Annotated in this window: 18 protein-coding genes; 14 read left to right on the forward strand and 4 right to left on the reverse strand. The window is 73.2% G+C overall.

All coding sequences use genetic code 11. From position 1 onward, the window contains the following. From CR470_RS26015 to CR470_RS26035, 5 genes are all read left to right on the forward strand, one after another. The coding region (locus CR470_RS26015) for a pseudouridine synthase (protein WP_107489499.1) at positions 1–1,151 on the forward strand (1,151 nt) is incomplete at its 5' end. A 130-nt stretch (positions 1,152–1,281) separates the two neighbouring features. Continuing rightward, positions 1,282–1,938 (forward strand): nicotinamide riboside transporter PnuC, encoded by a 657-nt coding sequence (gene pnuC / locus CR470_RS26020; RefSeq protein ID WP_097869965.1) that lies wholly within the window; start codon positions 1,282–1,284, stop codon positions 1,936–1,938. After that, positions 1,935–3,014 carry an AAA family ATPase gene (locus tag CR470_RS26025; protein WP_097869966.1) on the forward strand — a complete coding sequence of 360 codons (1,080 nt, stop codon included), beginning with the start codon at positions 1,935–1,937 and terminating at the stop codon, positions 3,012–3,014. The genes pnuC and CR470_RS26025 overlap by 4 nt, the downstream gene beginning before the upstream one ends. After that, positions 3,011–3,787: an NUDIX hydrolase gene (locus CR470_RS26030; RefSeq protein ID WP_097869967.1), complete on the forward strand. Its 777-nt coding sequence runs from the start codon at positions 3,011–3,013 to the stop codon at positions 3,785–3,787. Before CR470_RS26025 ends, CR470_RS26030 begins: the two co-directional genes overlap by 4 nt. Beyond that, positions 3,784–4,809, forward strand: a complete 1,026-nt coding sequence (locus CR470_RS26035) for an ADP-ribosylglycohydrolase family protein (protein WP_097869968.1) — start codon at positions 3,784–3,786, stop codon at positions 4,807–4,809. The genes CR470_RS26030 and CR470_RS26035 overlap by 4 nt, the downstream gene beginning before the upstream one ends. Positions 4,810–4,896: 87 nt before the next feature. On the opposite strand, the gene CR470_RS26040 is transcribed toward CR470_RS26035, so the two are convergent. Both CR470_RS26040 and CR470_RS26045 read right to left on the reverse strand, forming a co-directional pair. Next, positions 4,897–5,640, reverse strand: coding sequence for a nucleotidyltransferase domain-containing protein (locus CR470_RS26040; RefSeq protein ID WP_097869969.1), 744 nt, complete (start codon positions 5,638–5,640; stop codon positions 4,897–4,899). Between the two features lie 24 nt (positions 5,641–5,664). Then, on the reverse strand, positions 5,665–6,135 hold the full coding sequence (locus tag CR470_RS26045) for a Rieske (2Fe-2S) protein (RefSeq protein WP_097869970.1): 471 nt from the start codon (positions 6,133–6,135) through the stop codon (positions 5,665–5,667). Between the two features lie 304 nt (positions 6,136–6,439). Between CR470_RS26045 and aroH the strand changes: the two genes are divergently transcribed. The 5 genes from aroH (at position 6,440) to der (ending at position 10,917) form a co-directional block, all read left to right on the forward strand. After that, on the forward strand, positions 6,440–6,802 hold the full coding sequence (aroH, locus tag CR470_RS26050) for a chorismate mutase (protein WP_097869971.1): 363 nt from the start codon (positions 6,440–6,442) through the stop codon (positions 6,800–6,802). Beyond that, entirely contained in the window at positions 6,799–7,884 is a 1,086-nt protein-coding gene (locus CR470_RS26055; RefSeq protein WP_097869972.1) for a prephenate dehydrogenase, read from the forward strand. The genes aroH and CR470_RS26055 overlap by 4 nt, the downstream gene beginning before the upstream one ends. Before the next feature lie 146 nt (positions 7,885–8,030). Beyond that, complete coding sequence (gene cmk / locus CR470_RS26060; protein WP_097869973.1) at positions 8,031–8,726, forward strand: (d)CMP kinase; 696 nt, start codon at positions 8,031–8,033, stop codon at positions 8,724–8,726. Further along, entirely contained in the window at positions 8,723–9,379 is a 657-nt protein-coding gene (locus CR470_RS26065) for a lysophospholipid acyltransferase family protein (RefSeq protein WP_097869974.1), read from the forward strand. Before cmk ends, CR470_RS26065 begins: the two co-directional genes overlap by 4 nt. A 68-nt stretch (positions 9,380–9,447) precedes the next feature. After that, a complete protein-coding gene (gene der, locus CR470_RS26070; protein WP_097869975.1) occupies positions 9,448–10,917 on the forward strand; it encodes a ribosome biogenesis GTPase Der in 1,470 nt (489 codons plus the stop codon). A gap of 83 nt (positions 10,918–11,000) precedes the next feature. Here the strand turns inward: der and CR470_RS26075 are convergent, their stop codons facing one another. Both CR470_RS26075 and CR470_RS26080 read right to left on the reverse strand, forming a co-directional pair. Beyond that, positions 11,001–11,324, reverse strand: coding sequence for a hypothetical protein (locus CR470_RS26075; RefSeq protein WP_179892377.1), 324 nt, complete (start codon positions 11,322–11,324; stop codon positions 11,001–11,003). Between the two features lie 137 nt (positions 11,325–11,461). Further along, positions 11,462–12,244: a hypothetical protein gene (locus CR470_RS26080; RefSeq protein WP_097869977.1), complete on the reverse strand. Its 783-nt coding sequence runs from the start codon at positions 12,242–12,244 to the stop codon at positions 11,462–11,464. 485 nt (positions 12,245–12,729) lie between these two features. Here CR470_RS26080 and CR470_RS26085 point away from each other — a divergent pair, with 485 nt between their 5' ends. The 4 genes from CR470_RS26085 (at position 12,730) to CR470_RS26100 (ending at position 16,474) form a co-directional block, all read left to right on the forward strand. Then, positions 12,730–14,013, forward strand: coding sequence for a glycosyltransferase family 4 protein (locus tag CR470_RS26085; protein ID WP_097869978.1), 1,284 nt, complete (start codon positions 12,730–12,732; stop codon positions 14,011–14,013). Continuing rightward, positions 14,010–14,843, forward strand: a complete 834-nt coding sequence (locus CR470_RS26090; protein WP_097869979.1) for a transferase — start codon at positions 14,010–14,012, stop codon at positions 14,841–14,843. Before CR470_RS26085 ends, CR470_RS26090 begins: the two co-directional genes overlap by 4 nt. Before the next feature lie 61 nt (positions 14,844–14,904). Beyond that, entirely contained in the window at positions 14,905–15,870 is a 966-nt protein-coding gene (locus CR470_RS26095) for a helix-turn-helix transcriptional regulator (RefSeq protein WP_097869980.1), read from the forward strand. A gap of 388 nt (positions 15,871–16,258) precedes the next feature. Beyond that, complete coding sequence (locus CR470_RS26100) at positions 16,259–16,474, forward strand: I78 family peptidase inhibitor (protein WP_097869981.1); 216 nt, start codon at positions 16,259–16,261, stop codon at positions 16,472–16,474. The last annotated feature ends 275 nt before the right edge of the window (positions 16,475–16,749 follow it).

Raw genomic sequence — 16,749 nt, forward strand, 5'->3', positions numbered from 1 at the left:
GGCCCGGAGCCCCGGGCGGGCGTCCCTCCGGTCAGGGAGGCCGTCCCTCCGGTCAGGGCGGGCGCCAGGGCTCTCAGGGAGGCCGTCAGGGCTCTCAGGACGGTCGTCCGAGCTACCAGGGCGGGCGCGACGAGGAGCAGCGCCCCCGCCGTCCCCGCCCGGAGGAGCGCCGCTACGACGTCGGCAACGACGCCCCCGGCGTCAGGTCCGAGCAGGAAGGCCCCCGCAAGGGCCGCGGCTCCGCCGCCCGGGGCGGCGCCAAGGGCGGCCCGAAGCCCGCACAGGGCGGCAGCGGCCGCACCGGCGGTTTCCGCCGTGCCGCCCCCTCGCGCCCGCGTGAGCTGGACGCCAAGATCGAGCAGCGCAACCGCGACCGGTATGCGAACAAGCCCGAGATCAACCTCCCCAGGACCCACCCGGGTGCCGAGGAGGAGGGCGAGCGGCTGCAGAAGGTCCTCGCCCGCGCCGGCATGGGCTCGCGCCGGGCGTGCGAGGAGCTGATCGAGCAGTCCCGCGTCGAGGTCAACGGCGAGATCGTCGTCGAGCAGGGCAAGCGCGTCGATGTCCACAAGGACGAGATCAAGGTCGACGGCCTGACGGTCGCCGCCCAGTCGTATCTCTTCTTCGCGCTGAACAAGCCCGCCGGGGTCGTCTCCTCGATGGAGGACCCGGACGGCCGTCAGTGCCTCGGCGACTACGTGACCAACCGCGAGACGCGGCTGTTCCACGTCGGCCGGCTGGACACCGAGACGGAGGGCATCATCATGCTCACCAACCACGGTGAGCTGGCCCACCGCCTCACGCATCCCAAGTACGGCGTGAAGAAGACCTACCTGGCAGCCATCCAGGGCCCCCTGCCGCGCGACCTCGGCAAGCGGCTCAAGGACGGCATCCAGCTGGAGGACGGCTACGCCCGCGCCGACCACTTCCGCGTCGTCGAGAACACCGGCAAGAACTACCTGGTCGAGGTGACCCTCCACGAGGGCCGCAAGCACATCGTGCGCCGGATGCTGGCGGAGGCCGGCTTCCCGGTCGAGCGGCTCGTGCGGACGTCCTTCGGGCCGATCCCGCTGGGCGACCAGAAATCCGGCTGGCTGCGCCGCCTCACCAACACCGAGGTCGGCATGCTGATGCGCGAGGTCGGTCTCTAGCCGCACCCGCGTCCACGCGAAGGCCCGCGGCCGGTATCTGTTCGGAAAGTTCGAACAGAACCGGCCGCGGGCCTTTTGCCGTCCCCCTCCAACCTTTATAGTCAGAGTGACTATTAAGAAGGAGGCGGGCGTGAGCCTCGCGGACGTACTCGATCCCCTGCAACAGCCCCTGGTGACGATCCTGGACACCCCGGTCAGCTGGACCGAGGTGCTGGGCTTCGGAAGCGGCGCGCTGTGCGTCTGGCTCGTGGCCCGCCAGCACCTCGCCAACTGGCCGATCGGCATCGCCAACAACCTCTTCTTCATCCTGCTGTTCGCCCAGTCCGGCCTGTACGCCGACGCGGGCCTCCAGATCGTCTTCATCACCCTCGCCGCGTACGGCTGGTGGACCTGGACCCACGGGGGTGGACCAGGAACCGCCGTCCTGCCGGTGCGCAGAACGACCCGCACCGAATGGACCTGGCTGCTCACGGCGGGGGTGGTGGGGACCGCCGGGATCACGCTGCTGCTGTCCCGGGCCACCGACTCCACCGTCCCGTTCTGGGACGCGCTGACGACGTCCCTGTCGCTGATGGCGACGTACGGACAGTGCAGGAAGCGGCTGGAGTCCTGGTGGCTGTGGATCGCCGCCGACATCGTCTACATCCCGCTGTACGCCCACAAGGGGCTGTATCTGACCTCGCTGCTGTACGCCGGGTTCCTCGCGCTCTGCCTCGTCGGCCTGCGCAACTGGCACCGCGACCTGACCGCCCGCGCCCCGCTCCCCGCGGAGGTGGCCGCGGCATGAAGCGCTACGAACACGGCCTGGTACTCGGCAAGTTCTACCCGCCGCACGCCGGGCACCACCACCTCGTCGAGACCGCCCGGGACCGCTGCGAACGGCTGACCGTGCTGGTCTGCGCCGCCTCCGTCGAGTCCGTACCGCTCGCCGACCGGGTCGCCTGGATGCGCGAGGTCCACCCGGACGTCACCGTGGTGGGCGCGGTCGACGACACGCACATGGACGTGCGCGACCCGGCGGTCTGGGACGCGCACATGGCGGTGTTCACCGCGGCCGTGCCCGAGCGCGTGGACGCCGTCTTCACCTCGGAGACGTACGGGGAGGAGCTGGGCCGCCGTTTCGGCGCCGCGTCCGTCCTCGTCGACCAGGGCCGCACCCTCTTCCCGGTCTCCGGCACCGCCGTGCGCCAGGACCCGGCCGCCTGCTGGGACTTCCTCCGGCCGCCCGTGCGGGCCGCCCTCGCCCGCCGGGTCGTCGTCCTCGGCGCGGAGTCCACCGGCACCACCACCCTCGCGCGGGCGCTCGCCGCCCACTACCGCGCACGCGGCGGCGTGTGGGCGCGCACCGGCTACGTCGCCGAGTACGGGCGCGAGTACAGCGAGCACAAGCTCGCCGCCCTGCGCGAGCGGTGGCCCGGGGCCGCCTGGGAGGACGTCAGCTTCACCACCGACGACTTCCCGCTCATCGCGCAGGCCCAGAACGACCGGGAGGAGGCCGCCGCCCGCGCCGGGGCCCCGGTGCTCTTCTGCGACACCGACTCCTTCGCCACCACCGTCTGGCACGAGCGGTACGTCGGCGGCCGCAACTTGCTCGTCGAGGAGATCGCCGACCGGGCCGGGCACCATCTGTGGCTCCTCACCGACCACGAGGGCGTCGCCTTCGAGGACGACGGACTGCGCGACGGCGAGGAACTGCGCCCCTGGATGACCGATCGCTTCCGTGCCGAGCTCACCCGCACGGGACGGCGGTTCATCGAGATCACCGGCCCACCCGAGGCGCGGCTCACCGCAGCCGTCACCGCCGTCGACGAACTCCTCGCCTCCGGCTGGGACTTCGCCGCACCCCTCCCGGAGAACCGATGAGCACCCCCGCCCCCGAGGGCTACGACCCGCACGCCTTCGCCCCGTTCGCGGTCACCGTCGATCTCGCGGTCTTCACCGTCCGCGAGGCCCGGCTGCACGTGCTGCTCGTCGAACGCGGTCAGGAGCCCTTCCGGGGCCGGTGGGCGCTGCCCGGCGGCTTCCTCCTGCCCCGCGAGTCCGCCGAGGACGCCGCCCGCCGCGAGCTCGCCGAGGAGACCGGCCTCGGCCGGGGCACCGTCGGCGCCCTCCACCTCGAACAGCTGCGCACCTACACCGCCCCGGACCGCGACCCGAGGATGCGGGTCGTCTCCGTCGCGTACGCCGCACTCCTGCCGGATCTGCCCGAACCGCGCGGCGGCGGCGACGCGGCGAGCGCCCGGTGGTGGGACACCGGCTCCACGGGGCCGCTGGCCTTCGACCACGACCGGATCCTCGCCGACGCCCACGACCGGATCGGCGCCAAGCTCGAATACAGCTGCCTGGCCACCGCGTTCTGTCCCGCCGAATTCACCCTCGGCGAGCTCCAGCAGGTCTACGAGACCGTCTGGGGCGTCGAGCTCGACCGCCCCAACTTCCGGCGCAAGGTCCTGAACGCGCCCGGCTTCGTCCAAGCCGTCGAGGGCCCGCCGCGCCGCACCGGCGGCCGGGGCAAACCGGCCGCCCTCTACCGGGCGGGCACCGCCACCGCCCTGCACCCGCCGCTCCTGCGCCCGCCACGACCGGACGCACCCGCGGACCCGTCGTACGCGACATCGGAAGGACGAGACAGATGACCATCACCACCCCGCCCCTCACCAAACAGGCGGCCACCGGCGCGCTGACCGGGCTCGCGCTGGGCGACGCCCTGGGATTCCCCACCGAGTTCAACGACGTGCCCGGCATCCTCGCCAAGTTCGGACCCTGGCGGCAGATCCCCCTCCTGAAGCCCGCCATCGTCTCCGACGACACCCAGATGACGATCGCGCTGGGCCGGGGCATCCGCACCGCCATGGACAGCGGACTGCTCACGCCCGAACGGCTGGTGGGCCCGGTCAGCGCGGAGTTCGTCGCCTGGTACCACTCGCCGGACAACAACCGAGCCCCGGGCAACACCTGCCTCACCGCCTGCCGCCTGCTCGAATTCGGCGGCGTCTGGCAGGAGGCCAGCCAGACGCACTCCAAGGGCTGCGGCGCCAACATGCGGGTCGCCCCCGTCGGCCTGGTCCCCGGCCTCAGCGAGGAACAGCGCGCCGGGGCCGCCCAGCTCCAGGCCGCCCTCACCCACGGCCACCCCACCGCCCTGGCCGCCTCCGACCTGCTGGCCCGCGCGGTGTTCCTGCTCGCCCAGGGCGCCGAACCCCTCGGGCTGATCGGGCGGTTGCGCAGCTACGCCTACGAGAACCGGGGCCGCTACCACACCCGCTGGCTCGGCGACCTCTGGCGCCACGCGGGCGACGCCACCCCTCAGGCGTACATCCAGCGCGGCTGGGACGAGTGCCTGACCGCGCTCGCGACCGTCCAGGACGCGCTGCGCGATCCGTCACCGGAGACCGACCCGTGCGAGCGGACCGGGGACGGCTGGGTCGCCGAGGAAGCCCTCGCCTCCGCCCTGCACTGCTTCCTGCTGTTCCCCGAGGAGCCCGTCACCGCCCTGCGCCGGGCCGCCTGCACACGGGGCGACTCCGATTCGATCGCCTGCCTGACCGGGGCGCTGGCCGGGGCGCACCTGGGTGCGGCGGCCTGGCCCAAGGAATGGTCGGAACGCATCGAGTACCGCAGCGACCTGCTCTCCCTCGCCGCGCTCTGGGACGCCTGAGCCGCACCGGCCGGCGTGCGCGCGTCATCGTTTCGCCTACGGGACCTCCCTGAGTGAGCGGAGGCGAATTCCGGAAGCCGGCCGAACTCACGGCCGCGTCGGGCGGTCCCCGGACGGTGTGAGCCCGGCTCGGCCCGGCGTGCGGTCGGCCGAAGCCCGCCGGGCCCGGACGAGGAAGTCCTCCACGGCCGCCCGGTCGGGTTCCGGCGGCAGCGGGGAGCGGGTCGCCGCCTCGTCGTTCTCCTCGCCGAGGCGGTTCATCCGGCGCTCCACCTCCGGCCAGGGCACCTCGCCCCGCTTCACCGCCAGCAGCTCCCCACGGGCCTCGCCGACGTCGATGCGCAGCTCGCCCGTGCGCAGCAGGTCCCGGCAGCTCGCCAGCAGCCGCAGCAGATGCATCGCGTGCTTCCAGCGCGGCGCGCCGTGGACCCGCACGTCGGCCTCCAGCTTCCTCCGCTGGCCCAGCGCGTACCGGACGAACGTGCCGTGCGCGAGCCGCGACAGGAACGCCCCGCGCAGCGCCAGCAGCTCGCGGCCGGTGTCGTCCACGGACTCCACCAGCGGGGAGTGCAGGCACTCCAGCACGTTCGGGTTGGCGCGCAGCGCCAGCTCGCAGAAGCGTTCCAGTTCCCAGGAGAACTGCTCCGGCGCGGGGCCCTCCACATGCGTCGGCGGCTTCTCGAAGCGCCAGAACAGCGGGGTGGGCGCGAGGAACACCCCGCGCCGGTCCGTATCGCTGTCCTCCGTGGCCAGCCCGAACGCGCGCGAGCCCATCACGCAGGCGTAGACCGTGTGATCGCGTACGAGTGCCTCGTCGGCGGCGGTGATCATGGCCGCGAGGCTACCGGTCCCGGCTCAGACCAGCCGGATCGCGCCCCCCGATACGGTGATCCGCTCGGCGGGCAGCGGCCGGGTCGCCGGGCCGGCCTCGACCGCCGCGTCCGTGATGCTGTACTTGCTGCCGTGGCAGGGGCAGTTGATCGTGCCGTCGCTCACCGTCGAGACGAGGCAGCTCGCATGGGTGCAGACGGCGGAGAACGCCCTGAACTCGCCCTCCTCCGGCTGGGTCACCACCACCTTCCGCTCCTTGATGACGGTGCCGCCGCCGACCGGGACGTCCGCGGTCCTGGCCAGCTCCACGCCGCCCGGAGCGTCCGGCGACGCCCCGTCCGTCGCCCCGTCCGTCGGACCCGCCGACGCGGTGGGCGTACCGCTCGTGTCCCCGCCGTCGTCCCCGTCGTTCCCGCCGGACGATCCGCAGCCGGTGGCCAGGGCGGCGGCGCCCGCCGCACCCGCGGCCAGCACCGTCCTTCGCCGTGCGTTCATGGGCTCTCCTTCGGTAGCGGGCATCGTGCGGTGGGTGCTGGCCATCGTGGCGGCGGCGGGCCCCCGGGTGAAGCAACCGGGCGGACCGTGCGCCCGCCCGGGTGGCGACAGAGGCCCTGACGGCCCTGACCGCTCCCGACGACCGCGCACTCCGGGGCGTCCCGCGCACGTCACCGCCCGTCTCACGGACGGAACGCCGTGACCCGGCCCGCCGCGGCCGCTCTAGGCTGGGACGAGCACTCGGCCGCGCCACGGAGCGCCGGGCCGGAGGCGCGGACGATCAGCGAAGAGCGAGGAGTGCGACGTGGCGGTACGAGCGGTCCGGGGCGCCGTCCAGCTGGACCGGGACGAGGCCGGGCACATGGACCAGCGGGTCGGTGAACTGCTGACGGCCGTCCTGGACCGGAACGAACTCGTCGCCGACGACCTGATCAGCATCTGGTTCACCGCCACTCCCGACCTGCACAGCGACTTCCCCGCCGCCGCCGCGCGCGGCCTCGGGATCGTCGACGTACCCCTGATCTGTGCCCAGGAGCTGGACATCGACGGGGCCATGCCCCGGGTCGTCCGTATCCTCGTGCACGTCGAGACCTATCTCCCGCGCGCCGAGATCAGCCACGTCTACCTCGGCGCCACCGCCGCTCTGCGCAAGGACATCGCCCAGTGAGAACCGCCCTCGTCATCGGAACCGGGCTCGTCGGCACCTCCGCCGCCCTGGCACTGGCCGGCCGGGGCGTGCACGTGCACCTCGTCGACCACGACGCCTCCTCCGCCCGCACCGCCGCCGCGCTCGGCGCCGGCACGGACGAGCCGCCCCAGGGCCGGGTCGACCTGGCGATCGTCGCCGTACCGCCCGCGCACACCGCCACCGTCCTGGCCGGGGCCATGCGCGACGGGGCGGCCCGGGGCTACCTGGACGTCGCCAGCGTCAAGGGCGGTCCGCGCCGCGAGCTGGAGGCGCTCGGCCTCGACCTCGCCCCGTACATCGGCACGCATCCGATGGCGGGCAAGGAGCGCTCCGGTCCGCTCGCCGCGACCGCCGACCTCTTCGAGGGCCGCCCCTGGGTCCTCACCCCGACCCGGGACACCGACACCGAGGTGCTCAACCTGGCGCTGGAGCTGGTCGCCCTGTGCCGGGCCGTGCCCGTCGTCATGGACGCCGACGCCCACGACCGGGCCGTGGCTCTCGTCTCGCACACCCCGCAGCTGATCTCCTCGATGGTCGCCGCCCGGCTGGAGGAGGCCGACGAGACCGCCGTACGGCTGTGCGGGCAGGGCATCCGCGACGTCACCCGGATCGCCGCGTCCGACCCCCGGATGTGGGTGGAGATCCTCTCCGCCAACCCGGGCCCGGTCGCCGATGTCCTCGCGGGGGTCGCCGCCGACCTGGAGGAGACCGTGACCGCGCTGCGCGGCCTGCACTCCTCGGACGAGGAGAAGCGGCGCGCGGGCACCGACGCCATCGAGGACGTCCTGCGCCGCGGCAACGCCGGCCGCGTCCGGGTCCCCGGCAAGCACGGCGCGGCGCCCGCCGCCTACGAGACCGTGGCCGTCCTCATCGGCGACCGGCCGGGCGAGCTGGCCGCGATCTTCGCCGACGCCGGCCGCGCCGGGGTCAACATCGAGGACGTCCGCATCGAGCACGCCACCGGCCAGCAGGCGGGCCTCGTCCAGCTCATGGTCGAGCCCAGCGCCGCCCCGGTCCTCGGCACGGCACTCCAGGAGCGGGGCTGGTCGATCCGCGGCTGACCCCGGTCCTGGGCGCCGCGGCGCCGCCACCCCCACCCGGGTGGCCCGCCTCCCCCGTACGGGGTACAAGGGCCCGCCCGGTACTCGGTAACCTGGTACGAGGCCGTCTCCCAGGCCCGTCCGTCCCCGCACCGTGTACCAGGAAGGTGTCCACCACCGTGGAAACCGCACGCTCCTCCGTGATCGTCGCCATCGACGGGCCCTCGGGCACCGGCAAGTCGAGCACGTCCAAGGCCGTCGCCGCCAAGCTCGGCCTGAGCTACCTGGACACCGGCGCGCAGTACCGGGCCATCACCTGGTGGATGCTGAACAACGGCATCGACGTCGGCGACCCGGCCGAGATCGCGACCGCCGCCGCCAAGCCGGTGATCGTCTCCGGTACCGACCCCGCCGCCCCGACGATCACCGTCGACGGCGAGGACGCCTCCGGCCCGATCCGCACCCAGGAGGTCACCTCCAAGGTCAGCGCCGTGAGCGCCGTCCCCGAGGTGCGGGCGCTCATCACCGAGCTCCAGCGCTCCATCGCCGCGGCCGCGACCGGCGGCATCGTCGTCGAGGGCCGGGACATCGGCACCACCGTGCTGCCCGCCGCCGACCTCAAGATCTTCCTCACCGCCTCCCCGGAGGCCCGCGCCGCCCGCCGCAGCGGCGAGGTCAAGGGCTCCGACCTGACCGCCACCCGTGAGGCGCTGATCAAGCGGGACGCCGCCGACTCCGGACGCAAGACCTCGCCGCTCGCCAAGGCGGACGACGCCGTCGAGGTGGACACCACCGAGCTGACCCTCCAGCAGGTCATCGAGTGCGTCGTCACCCTCGTCGAGGGGAAGCGGGTCGCCGCGTGAGCGATGCCACAGGCGCGCCCACGCCGCGCGGAGCGGCCGTCGGGCGGTCCATCGGCATCGGCCTGATGTACGGGCTCTGGAAGCCCAGAGTCCTGGGCGCGTGGCGCGTGCCCGCCGCCGGACCCGTCATACTCGCGGTGAACCACTCCCACAACATCGACGGACCGATGCTGATGGGCACCGCGCCCCGGCCGGTGCACTTCCTGATCAAGAAGGAGGCGTTCGTTGGCCCCCTCGACCCGTTCCTGCACGGAATCGGACAGATCGAGGTGGACCGCCGAGTCGTCGACCGCACCGCCATCACCCACGCGCTCGGCGTGCTGGAGGACGGCGGCGTCCTCGGGATCTTCCCCGAGGGCACCCGCGGCGAAGGAGACTTCGCCTCGCTGCGGGCCGGACTCGCGTATTTCGCGGTACGGGGCGGGGCTCCGATCGTCCCCGTGGCCGTCCTGGGAAGCACCGAGCGCCGCGGACGGTTGATACGGGGGCTGCCCCCGCTGCGCAGCCGGGTCGACGTCGTCTTCGGTGACGCGTTCGACGCGAGTGCGGGCGACGGGCGGCGGACGCGCAGGGCGCTGGACGAGGCGACCCTGCGGATCCAGGCGAAGCTGACCGACCACCTGGAAAGTGCCAAGCGCCTCACCGGGCGATAGGCGAGACTTGAGTAGTGGACCGCGCTGATCGCGGTCCATCGATGATGATGCAAAGAGGAACGGACTTCATGAACGACCAGATTCACTCCGACGGCTCGGGCCACGAGCACGGAGCACTTGGCGATGCCGAGTTTGCGGAGTTCATGGAGCTCGCCGCGCAGGAAGGCTTCGATCCCGAGGAGGTCGAGGGAGCCCTCGACGAGGCCGGTCACGGCCCGCTCCCCGTGCTCGCCGTCGTCGGCCGCCCCAATGTCGGCAAGTCGACCCTGGTGAACCGGATCATCGGCCGCCGCGAGGCCGTCGTGCAGGACAAGCCCGGCGTCACCCGTGACCGCGTCAGCTACGAGGCCGAATGGGCCGGACGGCGCTTCAAGGTCGTCGACACCGGCGGCTGGGAGCAGGACGTGCTGGGCCTCGACGCCTCCGTCGCCGCCCAGGCCGAATACGCCATCGAGACGGCCGACGCGGTCGTCTTCGTCGTCGACTCGACCGTCGGAGCCACCGACACCGACGAGGCCGTCGTCAAACTGCTGCGCCGGGCCGGCAAGCCCGTCGTCCTCTGCGCCAACAAGGTCGACGGCCAGAGCGGCGAGGCGGACGCCAGCGCCCTGTGGTCGCTGGGCCTCGGAGAGCCCTACCCGGTCTCCTCGCTGCACGGCCGCGGCACCGGCGACATGCTGGACGCGGTCCTGGAGGCCCTGCCCGACGCCCCGGCCCAGCAGTTCGGCACCGCCCTCGGCGGCCCCCGCCGCATCGCCCTGATCGGCCGCCCGAACGTCGGCAAGTCCTCCCTGCTGAACAAGGTCGCGGGCGAGGACCGGGTCGTCGTCAACGAGCAGGCCGGCACCACCCGCGACCCGGTCGACGAGCTGATCAAGCTCGGCGGCATCACCTGGAAGTTCATCGACACGGCCGGCATCCGCCGCCGCGTCCACCTCCAGGAAGGCGCGGACTACTACGCCTCGCTGCGTACGGCCGCCGCCGTCGAGAAGGCCGAGGTCGCCGTCGTCCTGATCGACTCCAGCGAGTCCATCAGCGTCCAGGACCAGCGGATCATCACCATGGCCGTGGAGGCCGGGCGGGCCCTCGTCGTCGCCTTCAACAAGTGGGACACCCTCGACGAGGAGCGCCGCTACTACCTGGAGCGCGAGATCGAGACGGAGCTCGCGCAGATCTCCTGGGCCCCGCGCGTCAACGTCTCGGCCCTCACCGGCCGGCACATGGAGAAGCTGGTCCCGGCGATCGAGACCGCGATCGAGGGCTGGGAGACCCGCGTCCCCACCGGCCGGCTCAACGCCTTCCTCGGTGAGATCGTCGCCTCCCACCCGCACCCGATCCGCGGCGGCAAGCAGCCGAGGATCCTCTTCGGCACCCAGGCGGGCACCAAGCCCCCGCGCTTCGTGCTCTTCGCCTCCGGCTTCCTGGAGCACGGCTACCGCCGCTTCGTCGAGCGCCGCCTGCGCGAGGAGTTCGGCTTCGAGGGCACCCCGATCCACATCTCCGTCCGGGTCCGCGAGAAGCGCGGCCGCAACAAGTAGCACCCGTGCACGACGGAGCCCCGGGCCGCGCTCTCGCGAGAGCGCGGCCCGGGGCTCCGTCGTGCGGCGTTCGTCCTCGGGCCTCAGGAGTCCCGTGGCCCCGGCGGCAGTGCCGCGGGCCGGGGCCGCCCCGCATGCCGCCCCACCCGCTGCCAGGAACCGAGGCCCCCGGTGTGCTGGCTCTGCCCGCCGCTCCCGTTCTGGCCGTAGTGCCCGGAAGGGGCGGGGTGAGCGCTCAGCGCGGTCCTGGAGGCGAAGAGACCGGCGCCGAAGGCCGGGAACCCGAGATTCTCCTCGCCGCTCCGGTCGCCCGGCAACGCCCGGAACGAGCGCCGGTACTCGGAGTGCAGCGCGTCGTAGATCGGGGTGGGGGACATGCCCCCCGACGGATCCTGCGAAGGACGCATGGCAGGGATCTGACTCTGATGCTGGCGGGAGGAGTCGTATGAGTGCACGTAGGTGCCAACGACCTCACCGCCCGTCGGATGCGGTTCCGCCGGAGAAAACGCTGTTCGGCGGGGGCGCCCGAGCCGGCCGGGCATGATCAGGTCCCGGCCAGCGGCATCGACGCGGCGACCAGCAGGCCGTTGACCGCGGCCTTCTCCAGGGCGTCCCGGAGCAGATCCTCGCGCGGCTGCTGGCCGATGGTGCCGGCCGGGGCGGCGAAGACGAGGACCGTCTGCGACTTGTTGACCGCGGCCCGCCAGCCGTCGGTCACCTGGAGCGGCTGGTGGGCCTGCCACCAGGCGACCGGGTTGCCGCCGCCGGCGCTCGGCTGCAGCACCGCGTGCAGCTGGCCCACCGCCAGCAGCACGGACCAGCCCGCGAGGACCCCGGGCAGCCGGTTCAGATCGGGGGCGGGGCGGAAGCCCTGCTCCAGCAGCAGCTGGAGGAACTCGTCGCCCCCGCTGCCGTCGGTGCCGGGCCGGGCGACCGGGCCGGTCGGTTCGACGACCAGGGCCGGGCGGAGATCGTCCTCGATGAGGACGAGTCCGCTGGTGATGCCGAGGACGGCCTGTTCGGGCATGCGCCCCTCCGTAGTCTTCTGCTCGCTTCCGGTGATGCTGCGCACCGCGCCCTGGAGCTGGTCCTCCGCGACCTTGACGACCTGCGAGGGGATGCACGTCGCGTGGGCGAACGCGAGGACGGCGGTCTCGTCACCGATGAACAGCACCGTGCTGGTGCGTTCCTGGTCGGAGTCGCCCGGGGTGCGGCAGGAGGTGCAGTCGTAACTGCCCGGGGCGTTGTCGCCGACGAGCAGCCGGTCGGCTTCGTCGTCGCCGATCTCGGCGCGTACGTCCTGGCTGACGTCGAGCATGCGCGGCACGGGGACTCCTCGAACTCGGTGCGTGGGCCGGGTGGTTCCCGGGCTCCATGAAGAGACAACGCGGGATCCGTGGCAGGAGTCACGCACCGGGGCGCACGGAAGTGCGGAACAGGTCGACACATCGGTACGTCGAGCAGCCGACGTACGGCTCTCGCGTTCCACCCGGAAGTTTTACCGGGGTGCGGGCAACCTCCCGGCATTCTCCTCCGTCAAGCTCGAAGGAAAGCGTTGGTGAACGGATGGCGGGTAGCCGTCCGGGCTACCACACCGGCGGCCCGCACGCGCGGTCCAGACGCTTCCGGGCCCTGCGGCTATCCGGATTGAATGCCTCCGGAACCCGCAGGTCAGCGGTGGTCCGGCGAGGGAGCGGGGATACCGTGCGCAAGGTCGCGGATACTCCGGGATTTCCCGGTGCATTTCGGGCGGGAATCCGCTGGGAAGCGCAGTCTTGACAAGGCCAGGCCGACGGGAGAAACAGCGACACCATGCATATCTCTTTTCTTCTGCACAATGCCTATGGAATCGGAGGAACCATCCGGACGACGTTCACGCTCGCCCGTACGCTCGCCGAGCAGCACGACGTCGAGATCGTGTCCGTCTTCCGGCACCATGACGCCCCCGTCCTCGGCGCGCCCGAGGGCGTGACGCTGCGCCACCTCGTCGACCTGCGGAAGAAGAGCGCGACGTACGACGGCGGCGACGCCGAACACGTCCGGCCCGCCGCGGTGTTCCCGCGCGGGGACAGCAGGCACCAGCAGTACAGCAGGCTCACCGACGCCCGCATCGCCGCTCACCTCCAGGCGGTCGAGGCGGACGTCGTCGTCGGCACCCGCCCCGGTCTCAACGTGCACCTCAGCCGGCAGACCCGCCGCGGACCGGTGCGCGTCGGGCAGGAGCACCTGACGCTCGACAGCCACAGCTACCGGCTGCGCCGCGAGATCGCCCACCGTTACACGCTGCTCGACGCGCTCACCACGGTCACCCGTGCCGACGCGGACGACTACCGCGGCCGGCTGAAGCTGCCCGGCGTGCGGATCGAGGCCATCCCCAACGCCGTTCCCGAGCCCGCCTGTCCGCCCGCGAGCGGCGACCTGAAGTGGGTCGTCGCGGCAGGCCGGCTGCACCGGGTCAAGCGCTACGACCTCTTGGTGCGGGCCTTCGCCCAGGTGTCCGCGGCCCGCCCGGACTGGCGGCTGCGCATCTACGGCGGCGGGGACGCGACCGGCGACGAACAGGCGTCGCTGCGCGCCCTCATCGACCAACTCGGCCTGCACAACCACGTGTTCCTGATGGGCTCGGCCAACCCGATGGAGGCCGAGTGGCCCAAGGGGTCGATCGCCGCCGTCACTTCGGACCGCGAGTCCTTCGGCATGACGATCGTCGAGGCGATGCGCGGCGGTCTGCCGGTCGTCGCCACCGACTGCCCGCACGGACCGGCCGAGATCGTCGAGGACGGCGTCGACGGGCGGCTGGTGCCGGTCGGCGACCCGGACGCGATCGCCTCCGCGCTGCTCCAGCTGATCGAGGACGACGGACTGCGCCACCGGATGGGCGGGGCCGCGCTGAGCGCCTCGGCCCGCTTCGACCCGGCGCGGATCGCCGAGCGCCACGAGAGCCTGTTCACCGAACTCGTCGCCCGCGGCGCCCAGGGGCACGGGCACGGGGCCCTGCGCACCGCACTGCACCGCACCCGGGGCAGCGTCCTCGACGGGGCCTACGCCCTGCGCTACAAGGCCGCCGACGTGCTCCGCAAGGGAAGGGCCGCATGACCCCCGCCATAGCCACCGTACGGGCCGACTGCGCCGCCGATCCGGCCGGGACGCTCACCTTCGACCTGACCGCCCCGGCCTTCGCCCCCACGTCCGTGCTGCTCCTGCGACGCCGGGGCGCGGCAGGCCGCAGGCCCGGCGGCACGGTGCGAATCCCGCTCGGCGGGTCCGGTCCCGGGCGGCTGAGGGCGGTGCTCCCGGCCTCCACCGAACTGGCCGAGGGGCGCTGGGACGCCTATGTCGAGGATCCGGGATCCGGAACCGTCCAGGCCGTGGAGCCGGGGTTGCGGGACCTGCGGGCCCTCGTCGACCGCAGCCCGGACACGACAGCCGCGAGCGTCAGTGCCCGGGTCCCCTACCCGACCGCCGACGGACGGCTCGCCCTGCGCTGCTGGGTCCGCGCCCCGCACGCCGAGGCGGGAGCCGTCGTCGTCGGCCCGGCCGGCATGACGGTCAAGGGCACGCTGTACGGCGTCGCCGCGGGGGAGGGGGCCGCCGTGGAGGCCCGGCTGCCGGGGGACCCGGCCCGGGTGCACCCCTTCCCGCTCACCCTCGCCGACGGGTCGTCCGGCGGCTTCGCGTTCACCCTGCCCTACGGCCCGACGGCCGCGGGACCGGTGCGCGAGACGCAGCTCTGGCAGCTGTGGCTGGTCCCGGCGGCGGGCGCGGCCGGGGTCAGGATCTCCCGCATCCTCGACGACGTCTGGTCCCGCCGCCAGTCCTTCGTCTACCCGGCCCGCGCGGCGGCCCCGGGGGTACTCGCCACTCCGTGCTACACCGCCGACAACGACCTCTGCCTCCGGCTGGAGCCCGGACCGGCGGACCGCTGAGGACGGGGAGCGCGGCAGTTGCGGACGGAGGCTGTCCGCAACCCCTGGCAGACTCGCCCGTATGTTGGAGACCTCGGCACGACTGCTGCGCCTGCTCTCGCTGCTCCAGGCCCACCGGGACTGGTCCGGCGCCGATCTGGCCGACCGGCTCGGCGTCACCCCGCGCACCGTGCGCCGTGACGTCGACAAGCTGCGCGACCTGGGCTACCCGGTGAACGCCAGCCGGGGCACCGGCGGCGGCTACCAGCTCGGGGCCGGCGCCGAACTGCCGCCGCTGCTGCTGGACGACGAGGAAGCCGTCGCGGTCGCCGTCGGCCTGCGCACGGCCGCCGGGCACGGCATCGAGGGCATTGGCGAGACCTCCGTACGCGCGCTGGCCAAACTGGAACAGGTGCTGCCGAACCGGCTGCGCCGTCGGGTGAGCGCGCTCGGCGCGTTCACCGTGCCGATGCTGCACGGGGCGGGCGACTCCGCCGTGGACCCCGCCGTGCTCACCGAGCTGGCGGCCGCCTGCCGGGACACGGAGCGGCTCCGGTTCGCCTACCGGACCCACGGCGGGGAGGTCTCGCGCCGGACCGTGGAGCCGCACCGGCTCGTCTGCACCGAGCACCGCTGGTATCTGGTGGCCTGGGATCCGGACCGGGCGGACTGGCGCACCTTCCGGGTGGACCGGATCACCCCGACGCCGCCGCACGGCCCCCGTTTCGCCCCGCGCACCCCGCCGGCGGACGATCTGGCGGCCTACGTCTCCCGGGGCGTCGCGGTCTCGGCGTACGCGGCACGGGCCGTGATCCTGCTGAAGGCCCCGCTGGCGGAGGCCGCCCGGCGGGTGTCGCCGTCCGCCGGGGTGCTGGAGGCCGTGGACGCGGACACCTGCCGGCTGACCGCGGGCGCGCCGGACCTCACCGTGCTGGTGATCCACGTGCTGATGATGGGGATCGATTTCGAGGTGATCGAGCCGCCCGAGCTGACCGAGGTCATGCGGGAGGCGAGGGACCGGCTCACGCGCTCGCTCGACGGACCGTGAGACTCCGGGTGCGGTCGACGGCCCGCGGCACCGCGCCCGGCGGACGGATGGGGGAAGCGTGCGGAAAGGAAAGGCAGGTTTACGGGGGCGGGAAATTCCGGTGTCCCGGCGATTCGGGCAACGCTCCGCACCGACGAGAAAAGGAGCAGGTCATCCCCATGATTTCAGAAGGCTCCGGCGCCTCTGACGCCGGTGAGCGTGGTTTCCCGTTATCGCTTGCCGATGCTTCCGATCGGGCCGTTCGAGTGAATGGAACCGCGTATACGCGTGTGGGGATCCTGTGACACAAGCGTGACCGCCACGGCATCCGGAGATGCAGTGGGACGCCTTCCGGACGCCCTCCCTGCCCGGCCTTCCGTCACGGTCCGGGGCCGCATACGGTGAAGGCATGGCATCTCTACCGACCCCTCCAGCACAGCCGGACGACGCCGCCGAGTCGTACGTCGGCCTCGCCGCCGACGCCGCCGAGCGGCAGGCCAGGAGCCGCGGCTGGGACACGGTCCGGGCCGTTCCCCCGGGCGCGTTCCTCACCATGGAGTTCCGCCACGGCCGCATCAACTTCCAGGTCGAGGACGACACGGTGACGCGCTGCTGGGTGGGCTGACCCGTCGGCCGCACCCGGTCCCCGCACGCGGAAGGCCCCGACCGAGGTCGGGGCCTTCCGCGTGCGGGTGAGACGGTGCGCCCCGACCCACGGTTTTGGGGAAGCCGGGTCAGCCGCCGCTCATCGGGCGCGCCGGGCTGCCGGTGCCGCGCGCGCCCCGCTCGGTGTGCGGCGGCGGACGGCGGACGCCCGCCGGGGCGACCGGCATGGAGCCCGGACGCGCGGAGTGCCCGCCATGGGCCCGCGCCCTGGTCCCCGCCGGATGTCCGGCGGGG

This window comes from Streptomyces sp. rh34, from assembly GCF_002551245.1.
GTDB lineage: Bacteria > Actinomycetota > Actinomycetes > Streptomycetales > Streptomycetaceae > Streptomyces.

Coding starts and splice junctions, on each gene's coding strand:
- CR470_RS26035 (WP_097869968.1), top strand. CDS start 3,784: ATGACCATCACCACCCCGCCCCTCACCAAACAGGCGGCCACCGGCGCG.
- CR470_RS26030 (WP_097869967.1), top strand. CDS start 3,011: ATGAGCACCCCCGCCCCCGAGGGCTACGACCCGCACGCCTTCGCCCCG.
- CR470_RS26075 (WP_179892377.1), bottom strand. CDS start 11,324: ATGCGTCCTTCGCAGGATCCGTCGGGGGGCATGTCCCCCACCCCGATC.
- CR470_RS26095 (WP_097869980.1), top strand. CDS start 14,905: ATGTTGGAGACCTCGGCACGACTGCTGCGCCTGCTCTCGCTGCTCCAG.
- CR470_RS26045 (WP_097869970.1), bottom strand. CDS start 6,135: ATGAACGCACGGCGAAGGACGGTGCTGGCCGCGGGTGCGGCGGGCGCC.
- CR470_RS26025 (WP_097869966.1), top strand. CDS start 1,935: ATGAAGCGCTACGAACACGGCCTGGTACTCGGCAAGTTCTACCCGCCG.
- CR470_RS26040 (WP_097869969.1), bottom strand. CDS start 5,640: ATGATCACCGCCGCCGACGAGGCACTCGTACGCGATCACACGGTCTAC.
- CR470_RS26085 (WP_097869978.1), top strand. CDS start 12,730: ATGCATATCTCTTTTCTTCTGCACAATGCCTATGGAATCGGAGGAACC.
- CR470_RS26090 (WP_097869979.1), top strand. CDS start 14,010: ATGACCCCCGCCATAGCCACCGTACGGGCCGACTGCGCCGCCGATCCG.
- CR470_RS26100 (WP_097869981.1), top strand. CDS start 16,259: ATGGCATCTCTACCGACCCCTCCAGCACAGCCGGACGACGCCGCCGAG.
- der (WP_097869975.1), top strand. CDS start 9,448: ATGAACGACCAGATTCACTCCGACGGCTCGGGCCACGAGCACGGAGCA.